This window comes from Alteromonas confluentis (assembly GCF_001757105.1).
In the GTDB taxonomy this organism is placed as follows: domain Bacteria; phylum Pseudomonadota; class Gammaproteobacteria; order Enterobacterales; family Alteromonadaceae; genus Alteromonas; species Alteromonas confluentis.
In genome coordinates, this window is sequence record NZ_MDHN01000034.1 from 1 (window position 1) to 13,072 (window position 13,072).

Genomic DNA, 13,072 nt, shown 5'->3' on the forward strand with positions numbered 1-13,072 from the left:
GAAGCTATTTAGGGTTGTATGGTTAAGTGACTAAGCGTATACGGTGGATGCCTTGGCAGTAAGAGGCGATGAAGGACGTGTAAGTCTGCGAAAAGCGGTGGCGAGTTGACAAAACGCATTTGAGCCATCGATGTCCGAATGGGGAAACCCACCCGCTTGCGGGTATCGTTAACTGAATACATAGGTTAACGAGGCAAACCCGGGGAACTGAAACATCTAAGTACCCGGAGGAAAAGAAATCAACCGAGATTCCCTGAGTAGCGGCGAGCGAAAGGGGACTAGCCGATATCTGTTGTGATAGTGGAATATTCTGGAAAGTTTAACGGTACAGGGTGATAGTCCCGTACACGAAGTTGCAACAGGTACATATTAAGTAGGTCGGGACACGTGTTATCTTGACTGAAGATGGGGGGACCATCCTCCAAGGCTAAATACTCCTTACTGACCGATAGTGAACCAGTACCGTGAGGGAAAGGCGAAAAGAACCCCTGTGAGGGGAGTGAAATAGAACCTGAAACCGTATACGTACAAGCAGTGGGAGCCCTTCGGGGTGACTGCGTACCTTTTGTATAATGGGTCAGCGACTTATATTTAGTAGCAAGGTTAAGCGAATAGCGGAGCCGTAGCGAAAGCGAGTGTTAACTGCGCGTTGAGTTGCTAGGTATAGACCCGAAACCCGGTGATCTAGCCATGGGCAGGTTGAAGGTTGAGTAACATCAACTGGAGGACCGAACCCACGCCTGTTGAAAAAGGCGGGGATGACTTGTGGCTGGGGGTGAAAGGCCAATCAAACCGGGAGATAGCTGGTTCTCCCCGAAATCTATTTAGGTAGAGCCTCGGACGAATTCCTTTGGGGGTAGAGCACTGTTAAGGCTAGGGGGTCATCCCGACTTACCAACCCTTTGCAAACTCCGAATACCAAAGAGAACTATCCGGGAGACACACGGCGGGTGCTAACGTCCGTCGTGAAGAGGGAAACAACCCAGACCGCCAGCTAAGGTCCCAAAATATTGCTAAGTGGGAAACGATGTGGGAAGGCTAAGACAGCTAGGAGGTTGGCTTAGAAGCAGCCACCCTTTAAAGAAAGCGTAATAGCTCACTAGTCGAGTCGGCCTGCGCGGAAGATGTAACGGGGCTAAGCAATATACCGAAGCTGCGGCAATGCGATTTATCGTATTGGGTAGGGGAGCGTTCTGTAAGCCGCTGAAGGTGAACTGTGAGGTTTGCTGGAGGTATCAGAAGTGCGAATGCTGACATGAGTAACGATAATGCGGGTGAAAAACCCGCACGCCGGAAGACCAAGGTTTCCTGTCCCATGCTAATCAGGGCAGGGTAAGTCGGCCCCTAAGGCGAGGCAGAAATGCGTAGTCGATGGGAAACGGGTTAATATTCCCGTACTTATATAATCAGTGATGGAGGGACGGAGAAGGCTAGACAAGCTTGGCGTTGGTTGTCCAAGTGAAAGTGAGTAGGCTGAGTGCTTAGGTAAATCCGGGTACTTAAGGCCGAGACACGAGACGAGCCACCACGGTGGTGAAGTTGTTGATGCCCTGCTTCCAGGAAAAGCTTCTAAACTTATGATTATGTGAACCGTACCCCAAACCGACACAGGTGGTCAGGTAGAGAATACTAAGGCGCTTGAGAGAACTCGGGTGAAGGAACTCGGCAAAATTGTACCGTAACTTCGGGAGAAGGTACGCCCCTGCGTGTGATAAGACTTGCTCTTTGAGCACACGGGGGCCGCAGTGACCAGGTGGCTGGGACTGTTTATTAAAAACACAGCACTCTGCTAAATCGAAAGATGACGTATAGGGTGTGACACCTGCCCGGTGCCGGAAGGTTAATTGATGGGGTTAGCGTAAGCGAAGCTCTTGATCGAAGCCCCGGTAAACGGCGGCCGTAACTATAACGGTCCTAAGGTAGCGAAATTCCTTGTCGGGTAAGTTCCGACCTGCACGAATGGTGTAACCATGGCCACGCTGTCTCCACCCGAGACTCAGTGAAATTGAAATCGCAGTGAAGATGCTGTGTACCCGCACCTAGACGGAAAGACCCCGTGAACCTTTACTACAGCTTGGCACTGAACATTGAACCTACTTGTGTAGGATAGGTGGGAGGCTTTGAAATATGGACGCCAGTTCATATGGAGCCGTCCTTGAAATACCACCCTGGTATGTTTGATGTTCTAACGTTGGTCCCTAATCGGGATTGCGGACAGTGTCTGGTGGGTAGTTTGACTGGGGCGGTCTCCTCCCAAATAGTAACGGAGGAGCACGAAGGTTAGCTAATCACGGTCGGACATCGTGAGGTTAGTGCAATGGCATAAGCTAGCTTAACTGCGAGACAGACACGTCGAGCAGGTACGAAAGTAGGTCATAGTGATCCGGTGGTTCTGTATGGAAGGGCCATCGCTCAACGGATAAAAGGTACTCCGGGGATAACAGGCTGATACCGCCCAAGAGTTCATATCGACGGCGGTGTTTGGCACCTCGATGTCGGCTCATCACATCCTGGGGCTGAAGTCGGTCCCAAGGGTATGGCTGTTCGCCATTTAAAGTGGTACGCGAGCTGGGTTTAGAACGTCGTGAGACAGTTCGGTCCCTATCTGGTGTGGGCGTTGGATGATTGAGGGGAGCTGCTCCTAGTACGAGAGGACCGGAGTGGACGAACCGCTGGTGTTCGGGTTGTTTTGCCAAAGGCATTGCCCGGTAGCTACGTTCGGAATCGATAACCGCTGAAAGCATCTAAGCGGGAAGCGAGCCCCAAGATGAGTCATCCCTGAACTTTAAGTTCTCTGAAGGGTTGTTGAAGACGACAACGTTGATAGGCAGGATGTGGAAGTGTTGCAAGGCATTAAGCTAACCTGTACTAATTGCCCGTGAGGCTTAACCATACAACGCCTAAGTAGCTTTAGACTTTTTACCTCGCTTCGCGAGAGTCGTGAAAAATGTCTTAAACGGAAGGGAACCTTCCTGAACATTTTTCTACTCGCTAAAGGGGTAGATTGATTAAGCATTAGAGTGTTGAAGTTAATGACTGACTAATTACTTAAGTTAGAGTAGCGTTACTCTGATTGATAAACGTATCACGCTTTCCAGAATTGTTAAGTTACTGACGATGTCGGTAACAACCAAGTTTAATGCCTGACGGCAATAGCGACGTGGTCCCACCTGATCCCATTCCGAACTCAGAAGTGAAACGCGTTAGCGGCGATGGTAGTGTGGGGTTTCCCCATGTGAGAGTAGCACACCGTCAGGCTCCCAATTCAAAAGAAGCCCGCTCATTTGAGCGGGCTTTTTTCGTTTCCTTTATCCTAAAAAGTTAGTTTATTTGCTCATTTTTATGTTGAAAATAAATCCACTCTACAGAAATGAAAGCGATTAGCATGCACAAGGGAATTTGCGTGGCTGTGATAAACCCCATGCTATTGAATATGAAGCTAGCGACGAATGAAAATACAAGTAAGGCAATATGTTTAAAGATGCCCAATTCTCCGGCTTTCGCTAGTGCTTTCTTGTTGTCCACGTATCCTCCTGAACAGATCTAATACTAAATAGTTACATACATACGCTAGTGTTTGTAAGAGACGTTATAACCGAAAGTCGGTGTGGTTGAAATTATTCTGCGGCTGAACTGCTGAAAGTCTCGGTTAAATACGGAATGTTGCGTTGCGCATACAGGGAGGATCAGAAAAGACCGAGTTGCTGGTTATCGATATCTTCGAAGCGCAGTCCTACGGCGGGAAGGATGCTGTCGGCTATTGGGCGAATTTGTTTTTCCACATAGTGCTCGTAGTCCAACGGCTGGTTCACTGACTCCACGGTTTGTGGGCCACCTAATGTCATCATGTAGCGAACGGTTGTCCGATGTTGATAACGTAGTTTCTTTCCTGTAGCTGTGTTAATTTCATCGGCCTGCCTGGCTGCTTTTACATGCGGCGGCTGACTTCGTGTGTAGCTCGATAGGGGCTTTCTGAGGCGTCTTGCATACACCAGTTGCTCATCTTTTTGTCCCGCTCTAATTGCAGCAAGCAGATCCCGAATGTAGGTTTTTACAGGCTCATTAGCGAATATGCGGGTGTAGAGATCTTCCTGAAATTTTCGGGCTAATGCCGTCCAGTCTGAGCGAACATTTTCTAACCCTTTAAATACAACCGTCTCCTCGCCATCTCTATCAATGAGCCCAGCATAGCGTTTCTTACTGCCTTCTTCTGAACCACGGATAGTGGGCATAAAGAAGCGTCTAAAGTGCGTCTCAAACTCAATTTCCAGATGACAGGGCAGATTAAACTCCGCATCTAAACGTTGCTGCCATTTTGTGTTGATAAGTGTCTGAAGATGTAAGCCTATTGTTCGAGCTGCGTCGCTGTTGTGGTTATCGCCGATAAATACGAAGGTAGAATCGGTATCACCGTAAATCACCTCGTAGCCTTCGCCTTCAATCCATTTTGCTGTGGTTTGCATGATCTCATGCCCACGTAATGTTATGGAGCTGGCTAAACGCGGATCGTAAAAAGGACATCCGCCACTCCCCAGTACACCATAAAAGGAATTCATTAAAATTTTTATGGCTTGGGAACGGGCTGCATCCTTTTGGCGTTTAGCTTCATCACGTTGTCGCCATAGGTTAGCAATAATGTCTGGCAAGAAGTTCTGCTGTCTGGAGAAGCGAGCGCCTCGAAAGCCTTCTATGGCATTTTGCGGGTGTAACAAGCCTTCGGCGAGCCCTAAGGGGTCGATAAGAAAAGTGCGAATTATTGAGGGGTACAAGCTTTTAAAGTCAAGTACCAGTACATTGTCATACAGTCCCGGCTTCGATGACATTACGTATCCACCCGGGCTGGCCAATCCGCCGTTTTCTGGCCGTACCCCGCACACGTAACCAGCGCGGTGCAACTTTGGCAAATACACATTAATGAACGCGGCAACTGAGCCACCTGGTCGGCTCATATCGAGACCAGTCAGCGTGCTGCGTAGCATTAGGAAGTCGATAAACCCGGTTTGTTGCGCAATGCGATTAACCAGTACGCAATCCTGATAATTGTATGCCACCAATTGCTCAGGCTCATCACGATAGAGAGACTTAATTTCTTCTAGTCTATCGTCACTCTCGATAAGCTTACCTTCTCCAAGCAGTGCATGGGCTACGTGATCAAGGGTGAAACGTTCAAATTGATAAGTCATGGTTTTAAGCGCTTCAATGCCATCAATAATACTGCGTCCGGGGATCTCAGCGATCACCTGGGCACCGTTATCCCACTCTCTGATACTCAGAGGTTCATTTCCCCGGCCTAAACGAAGTGAGACCCCCAGTCTTTTCGCTATACTGTTCAACACGGCCAAATCAAACTGTTTTACGTTCCAACCAAGAATTACATCGGGGTCGATGTCTTGAATTGCATTGGAAAATGCCTCCAACACTGATTTTTCGTCCGCTAAGTTAATTACGTCAAATCGTTGGTCGATTTTTTTAACTGAGGCGGTTTCTGCAGTGTTGAGAAAAACGCAGTTTAATTTTTCAGAGGCGATTGCAATAGAATACAAATATTGATGCTCATCGCACTCAATATCGAAGGAGATAACATTCAAAGTCGTGCGAAAGGGCGCGCCTTTTACTTTTGCATCTTCGATGGTACTCCCATGGCGTGTACCCTGAAAGCTGATGCTACCGTAGGCAAAACGCTCCATTAAAAAGCGATCAACAGATTTGATGTCACCTTCGTAAAGTGGAATAAACTGAGCTTCTGCTGCGCGGCGAAGTTTACTTTGGGTGAGATCGAGGTTGCTGCGAATTAACGTAACGGGTTTTTGTTCCAGTGTTTTAACTGACACGGTTTCATAGGTAACGTTAAGGTTTTGCTTTAAAGCGATTTGTTTTATCTGGTCAACATGGTCGTTACACACAAAGCAAACGTTGCTCTGTGGTTCTGACAACAACCGTAGTGGGCCCGTTTCAGTGGCAACCCACAATTCAATACGTTCTACATTACCTTGCCGTACAGTACGTCGGGTTAATACGAAACCGTATCCTGTTTCTGTTCGCGTTGTGTGTAGTGACATGTCGTTCAGGATGAGGTTTCGGTATTGGCCTTTTTGCCTGCCACGATTTTATCTCGGCCGGTGCGTTTCGCTTCGTAAAGGGCTTCATCGGCTTCGGCGATCACCTGAGTAAGACTTCGATAGTGCTGAGCATCGACAATGCCCACTGATAGCGTTACAGATAATGAGGGTATTTCCAGGCGCGATGGCAGTTTTCTAATTTTATCAGCAAAGCGCTTGAGCATATCAATCGATGCTTCGGTATCAGTATGAGGAAATAGGAATAGAAATTCCTCGCCACCAATTCGGCCTAACACGTCGGTTTTACGAAAATGCTTCTGCGCGCAATCGCCAAATTCTCTAAGTACATCGTCACCAACTTGATGGCCAAACTTATCGTTTATTTGCTTGAAAAAATCCAGGTCGATTACTGCTGCAGTAAGATGATTACCATGACGGTGGGCGAGTTGATATTGTTGCTCAGCGTCTTCCATGGTTTTTCTGCGAGTCATGAGCCCGGTAAGACCATCGAAGTTTGCTAACTGCTCTAAACGATGTTTTTGCCGCTTACTGTTAAAATAAAGCCAGGTAAGCAGAATACAAACCACAAACAACAGAGCGATAACCGCAATGGTAAATTGTTGGATTCGGTTTTCGTTAATTAACTGATTTTGTTGTCTGAGGTTTTGCTCTTCTAATAACGCGTTTTTTGCTCGCTGCTGTTCTAAATCAAACTGAGCCTGTAGCTCTAGAATGCGACGTGAGTTTATCTCTTTTTGCAGCGTTGCCCGGTTTTGACGGTTTTGCAGTAAAACCGCATAGGCTGATTGATGATTACCCTGCGACGCATAGGCACGGGCCCGGCTATCTGCAATGGCAATGCGTTGCGGTAGAAATGAGTCTCCTACGGCTAATGATGATGCTCTGTCGAGAAATTGTTGCGCAATTTCAGGCTGCGCTCTTTGCAGGGCGATATGTGCCTCTTCAATCAGCACCTTAATTTGCATAAAGGGGTTTGCCCCCTGAGTGAATAACACGAGTGCTTCATCAAGGTAAGACATGGCCTCATCAGGCCTGCCTAAATCGATAAGCTCAGATGCGACGGCTTCGTAACTGAAAGCAGCACCTTGCAAATCACGTATGGAAAGGGCTATGCGGGCAGATTCTTCTAACAATGCAATGCCTTTTTCACTGCTGCCGGTAGCGAGTGTTGTTTTACCTAAGCCGAACAGTGTGTTGGCGAGTTCCAGCTTTACATCGTGTTCACGGTACCAAGTTTCGGCCTCTCGATAGAATTTTTCGGCCTGTTCAGGCTCTTCGATATATAAGTAAACCAGTGCAAGCATACTGGCAAAGTCAGCACGACTGAACATACCAAGGTGTGTTTCGAGACGTTGGTAACCTTCCTGAAAAAATGCCTGAGCTTCACTGTACTGCGTCAGCGTAATACTCAAATAGCCATTCACGCTAATAGCGTAATTGAGAAGACGCTGATCGTTATTCTTGCGCGCCCATTGCAGTGATGCTCTGGCCTGATTTACAGCGGCTTGTGAACGTCCTAAGCCATTCAATGCCTTGGCTTGCGCTAATCGCAAATAATGATAGAGGGATGATTCGGTATCAAGCTGCAGGCTGAGGCCAGTTTCAGCAGCTGATAGTGCCTGTTCATGCAGTGCCAGCGCACCGTTGGCCTGGCTGATCAAATAATATCGCGTCGCCAGGGCTTCGGGAGTTTGGCGTTCTGTTGCGTTGGAATCGAGGCTTTCAAGCACTTCCACAGGGTTGTTTCGGATTTGTGCCAGCATCTCCTCTGTTTCTGCATTCCAGGCAGTGGCAAATGCAGGCGCGGAAGGCGCAAAGGTTGCAATGAGAATAATGCAGCTACAAAAAAACAGGGACACAAATCTGGAATACAACATCGAAACTCCAGTCGATGAATAAAGACAAGCTATCATAGCCCGATATGAATATATCAAGAAATATTTAGCGCGACAGGCAATGGATTTTAAACGATTTATTCTTCTTCAGGATCAATAACAGGTAAATTTACCTCGAACACCGAGCCGACCCCCGGTTTGCTGCTCACGGAAATAGTCCCCTGATGCTTTTCTATGGCAGTATAAGCAACGGATAAACCGAGGCCTTGTCCTAATCCTTCTGGTTTGGTGGTGAAGAAAGGGTCGAAAACTTTCTTGATAATATGCTCTTGGATACCGCTACCGCTGTCGATAATTTTAATTTGAACACTTTGTTCATTACCGATGACATTTACTTTCACGATACCTTTTTTATCGATAGATTGCGCAGCATTAATCAGCATGTTCATCAGCGCTTGTTTAAGTCCGCCTGGCTCACAAAAGATCTTAACGCATTCAGGCTGGCAGCTGAGTTTGTAGGTGGGAATTTTGTACTGCACACTGACGAGCTCAATCATTTGCGACATGGTTTCGCTCAGATCCAACAATTGCCACCCTGATGACTCCTCAATGGCAAAGCGTTTGAGGTTTTCAACGATATCCCGAACACGCTCCAGTCCTTCTCTGGACTCATCGAGTAGGGGAGTCATGTCTTCTTTCAGCAGTTCGAAATGGTTGGATTCCAGCAAGTCATTTATAAAAATCTGACACTTTTCGTCGGTCTGCGCAGCTTTATCAGCTACGTTTTCACAAATACTGATCAGGCTCCCGGCGTAGTCTTTCAATGTATTGAGGTTAGCGGTAACGAAACCGATGGGATTGTTAATTTCATGGGCAATACCGGCGGCAAGTTGCCCTGTAGATGCCATTTTTTCGGCCTGAATTAATTGGCTTTGGGCGGAATCGAGCTTTTTGATCAGTTTAAGTTGCTCTTCATGCTCCCGTTTCAATGCAAGAGACAGTTCTTGTTGAGCGATGAAATAGCTGGCCTGCGCGGTGACATCCTGAAGAAAAATACAGGCGAGTTTTCCATGTTCGGGTGACGTTATCGGCACAATTTCCATGTTCTGATACATCTGCGTTTCTTCCCCGGTGATGGGGCGGCTGCTTTTAAATGGAAAAATATGCGGGCGTTGTTCCCAATAGCTGAAACTGGGGTGCTGAAGTACAAATACCGACTTTATCCTACGGCGCAGAAATTTAGCCTGTTCGGGAAAAAGTTCGGAGATCGGTTTATCTGTATAGTCGGACCGATGATCGCTTTCCATGCGATCAACAAAGAAATCATTGAGGAACACGATGTTGTAGTTCTCGTCAACGATACAAATACCAACGGGAAGTTTACCTACAAGCTGTTGAAACATTAACCGAGTAATTCATCTATCGTATCAGTGAGTTTTATCAACGACGTCCGATCGAGGCAGAACACCACGCGCATCGAAAAGGACGACAGCTCAATATCAAACTGTACCTCCATCACCAGACTATGTTGCCAGTTTAGCTCCACAAAAGAAGCCTTGTTCGGCGAAAACAGTGTAGGCATATTTAAGTTTGTCGCCAGTTCCAGCTGGTTGGAAAGACCTGCAAGACAAGCACCCGCAAGAATATTCGACAGTTCTAAAATGGTTTCTTCAACATCACTCTTGCTGAGAGGAGCCTCATATTCCAGTAAGCTGGCAACCTCGGTAAGGCCGCTTTCTGAAACTACCGCCATCACTTCACCCTGAATGTCACCAAGAAAGGATTGACGGGTGTAGTAGGCATTTTCGCTACGGTTGATGAGCGAGAATAATTCAGACGGTGTCACCGCAGAAATTTTCGGGATTGAGATACCGATTTTGGTTTCTATTAAGTGGGCGAGAGAGTTTGCGGCCTGGCCCATAGAAATGTTCATCAATTCCTGCAGGGCATCGCGCTGATCTTCATTGAGAGAAATTGTGCTGCTCATAGGTACCCCAGCTCAAACAACGTCATCGCCAATTCTTCATTATCAAGCGGCTTTCTGATAAATTTCTTTGCGCCTAGCTCCATGACTATGCGCTGCTTTTCTGGTTGAAAGTCGGCGCTAATAACGATGACGTCCGGGCGGTCAGATTTTCCCGACAGGTATTCAAGCACGCCGACGCCGTCCACCTCAGGCATGGTTAAATCAAGTAACAAAAGTTTAAATGACGTATTTTCCAGAAGCTCAATTGCTTCTCTGCCATTGGCAGCCTCTGTGACCGAAAACTCCAGCTCAGGTGGAAGCGCTTTAATCACACTTCGTCTTGAAAGACGAGAATCGTCGGCTACGAGTAGCGGAACTGCCATGTTTACCTCCGGACAATTTCGAACCTATCTTGAGTATTTGCGATATTTTCAATCCTGCAAGTTCAGGAGCTAAGAAAATTTCACAACCTGTGTTTCGTTTGAATAATTAAATTTAGTATAGGTCTTTAGTGACATTTGCGCCTTATTCTTTAGGCGCATACTCAGTGTTCTACTTTGCGTTAAAAAACACGTTATTAGTTAATATACAGATAGATTTCAATATCTGCGCATAGCCGACCATAATGGGATATGGGCGACTATACGTTTTTAACTTGCTTATCTGAATATTTCTGCGCTTTACAAGCGACTGCCGGCCTGCATTTTTTCTAGTTGGTTTATGAACGCTTGCGCAATGGCTTCCAGTGGCAGTACTTTTTCTGCTGCGCCGAGGCCCACTGCGACTTTTGGCATGCCATACACCACACAAGTTTCTTCATTCTGACAAATGGTGAACGCGCCTTTTTGTTTCAAGGCCAGTAAGCCATCTGCACCATCTTTTCCCATGCCGGTTAATAAACTTGCCACCACGTTGCTGCCAGCCGCTTCCACCAGTGACGTAAACATCACATCGACCGACGGTTTGTGCCCGCTCACCCGCGGGCCATCGCTAAGCCGGATTCGATAGTCGGCACCACTTCTTATTATTTCCATATGTTTGTCTCCAGGTGCCAGGTAGCCATGTCCTGGAAGCAAACGCTCATCACCTTTCGCTTCAACCACTTTAAGCTGACTGCATGCGTCTAGTCGCTGAGCGTAGGTTTTAGTAAAACCAGGGGGCATATGTTGCGTTATAACCACCGCGGGGCTGTTCGCTGGAAGGGCGCTTATAACAGCTTTGATTGCTTCGGTTCCGCCCGTAGAAGCTCCTATCGCAATAATCTTTTCGGTACTGGAATAGCTCAGTTTCGTTGTGCATTTAGCAGCTTGAGCTGGTTTCTGCTGGCGCACTTTCGAACGCGCCGCCATGCGGATTTTCGAAAGGATTAATTCACGGTAGTCTTCAATGCCCTGAACAACACCTAACTTCGGTTTAGGAACAAAGTCTACGGCGCCTAATTCCAGTGAGCGAATGGTGGCATCTGCCCCAGCTTCTGTCAGTGTGGAGATCATGACGACAGGAGTAGGGCGCGCCTTCATCAAAACGTCGAGGAAACGTAGTCCATCCACTTTGGGCATTTCAATATCGAGGGTAATGACATCTGGCGAGAAATCCTTGACCATTTTCTTGGCCACGTAAGCATCGGGGGCAGCGCCAACGAGTTGCATGTCATTTTCGTTTTTGATTATTTCTCCCAGCAGATTACGGATCAATGCTGAGTCATCTACTACTAATACTTTTATCATCTTGGCTCACCTAATCGAAAGCTTCAAAGTCAGTGTGGTCAGTCCCCTGTTTCAATTTGATACGGTAAGCACTTTCGCGGTCCATAATCGTCGAGTTATTGAATTTCCTTATCCGCTTTACCAATACCTGTCCTGAATCAGGAAAGAAATAAATTTTGCGGGCGTAATTGTCGAGCAGATCACTGGCAACGATGGGGATATTTTCCCGACGCAAGAATCCTGTAACAAACTCGGAATTCATTTTGCCTACGTTAGTTACTGAGATGCCCGCTACAACATTACCTCCTCCAAATACTTTGGCTTGGAGATGTCGTTTGTCGGCGCCTTGTTTCATCATCTGGTTGATGAGAAGTTCCATGGCGTACACACCGTATCGGGAGCCTGCGGAGAACTCGCCCTCACTGCCTTTATCACTGGGTAGCAGGAAGTGATTCATCCCCGCAATGCCATTATGTAAGTCCATCAAACATGCCGAAACGCAGGAACCTAGCACCGTCACCATCAGGGTGTCATTCGACGTAGAAAAATACTCACCGGGCAAAATTTTTACGGCCTGACGCACGAATCGGGGGTCGTAATACATGTTGGCCGTGTGTGCTTCACCATCCTGATAGGTTTCAGCCATACTTTTTGCCTTTCCTTGCCGGCTTGTAAATCGTTTTTCCGACAGGGATAACCAGGTCTGTCGCCTTATTAAAGTTCTCCGAATGCCCCGCGAAGTAAAGACCATCATCGGGTTGCAGCGCGATCATGCGTTTCAGGATGTTATGCTGTGTCGGTTTATCGAAATAGATCATTACGTTCCTGCAAAAAATCACGTCAATCGGTGCTCGAATAGGCCAGGTAACATCCATCAGGTTCAATCGACGGAACGTAACCATTCTTCGAAGTTCAGGGACAACCCTGACTTTCCCTTTGTTTTGCCCCTTTCCCCGATGCAAAAATTTTCTGCACTGCACCGCCGACAATTTGCTTATTGCATCGGCGTTGTACACACCCGCTTGTGCCTTCGCCAACACGTTGCTGTCTATATCTGACGCGATGATCGATATCGGTGTATCAAAACTTTCAAACACCTCTGCCACCGTCATCGCGATAGAATAGGGTTCTTCGCCGGTACTACTGGCAGCGCACCAAATGGTACGTTCACCAGGATGCGAGCGCAGGTATTCTGCTAGTGCCTCGAAGTGATGCGACTCACGGAAAAACGAAGTGAGATTGGTAGTAAGGGCATTAATAAAATTCTCATCTTCTTCCGGTGTGCGCTTCAGGTAAGTCAGGTAGTCATCGAAACTATTCAGAGACAGGGCCCGCAACCTGCGGGCTAGTCTGCTGTATACCAGTGAGTCTTTCGTGTCGGTAAGGTTAATCCCTGCCTTTTGATAGAGAGTGCGCCTTACCCGTTCGAAGTCCTCTTTGCTGAACGCAAATTCTTTCTGGGCGTCTTCTTTCATACCGCCCGAT

The 13,072-nt window shown here is 47.3% G+C and carries 9 protein-coding genes and 2 rRNA genes; 2 read left to right on the forward strand and 9 right to left on the reverse strand.

Going from position 1 to position 13,072, the window contains the following annotated elements; all coding sequences use genetic code 11:
* Positions 1-20 precede the first annotated feature (20 nt).
* Positions 21-2,893: ribosomal RNA gene (locus tag BFC18_RS14655) — 23S ribosomal RNA — on the forward strand.
* 249 nt (positions 2,894-3,142) lie between these two features.
* A 5S ribosomal RNA gene (gene rrf / locus BFC18_RS14660) occupies positions 3,143-3,258 on the forward strand.
* Positions 3,259-3,321: 63 nt separating this feature from the next.
* Here rrf and BFC18_RS14665 read toward each other — a convergent pair.
* From BFC18_RS14665 to BFC18_RS14705, 9 genes are all read right to left on the reverse strand, one after another.
* Positions 3,322-3,525 (reverse strand): hypothetical protein, encoded by a 204-nt coding sequence (locus BFC18_RS14665; protein ID WP_070126313.1) that lies wholly within the window; start codon positions 3,523-3,525, stop codon positions 3,322-3,324.
* A 161-nt stretch (positions 3,526-3,686) separates the two neighbouring features.
* A complete protein-coding gene (locus tag BFC18_RS14670) occupies positions 3,687-6,059 on the reverse strand; it encodes a DNA polymerase II (RefSeq protein ID WP_070126314.1) in 2,373 nt (790 codons plus the stop codon).
* Positions 6,060-6,064: 5 nt separating this feature from the next.
* Positions 6,065-7,957 carry a diguanylate cyclase gene (locus BFC18_RS14675; RefSeq protein ID WP_070126315.1) on the reverse strand — a complete coding sequence of 631 codons (1,893 nt, stop codon included), beginning with the start codon at positions 7,955-7,957 and terminating at the stop codon, positions 6,065-6,067.
* 95 nt (positions 7,958-8,052) lie between these two features.
* Positions 8,053-9,318: an ATP-binding protein gene (locus tag BFC18_RS14680; protein ID WP_070126316.1), complete on the reverse strand. Its 1,266-nt coding sequence runs from the start codon at positions 9,316-9,318 to the stop codon at positions 8,053-8,055.
* The gene (locus BFC18_RS14685; RefSeq protein WP_070126317.1) at positions 9,318-9,902 is read right to left on the reverse strand and encodes a chemotaxis protein CheC; all 585 of its coding nucleotides are present in this window, start codon (positions 9,900-9,902) and stop codon (positions 9,318-9,320) included. Before BFC18_RS14685 ends, BFC18_RS14680 begins: the two co-directional genes overlap by 1 nt.
* The gene (locus BFC18_RS14690) at positions 9,899-10,264 is read right to left on the reverse strand and encodes a response regulator (RefSeq protein ID WP_070126318.1); all 366 of its coding nucleotides are present in this window, start codon (positions 10,262-10,264) and stop codon (positions 9,899-9,901) included. Before BFC18_RS14690 ends, BFC18_RS14685 begins: the two co-directional genes overlap by 4 nt.
* A gap of 297 nt (positions 10,265-10,561) precedes the next feature.
* On the reverse strand, positions 10,562-11,608 hold the full coding sequence (locus BFC18_RS14695; RefSeq protein WP_070126319.1) for a protein-glutamate methylesterase/protein-glutamine glutaminase: 1,047 nt from the start codon (positions 11,606-11,608) through the stop codon (positions 10,562-10,564).
* Positions 11,609-11,618: 10 nt separating this feature from the next.
* Positions 11,619-12,233: a chemoreceptor glutamine deamidase CheD gene (cheD, locus tag BFC18_RS14700; protein WP_070126320.1), complete on the reverse strand. Its 615-nt coding sequence runs from the start codon at positions 12,231-12,233 to the stop codon at positions 11,619-11,621.
* Positions 12,226-13,062 carry a CheR family methyltransferase gene (locus BFC18_RS14705; protein ID WP_070126321.1) on the reverse strand — a complete coding sequence of 279 codons (837 nt, stop codon included), beginning with the start codon at positions 13,060-13,062 and terminating at the stop codon, positions 12,226-12,228. Before BFC18_RS14705 ends, cheD begins: the two co-directional genes overlap by 8 nt.
* Positions 13,063-13,072 lie beyond the last annotated feature (10 nt).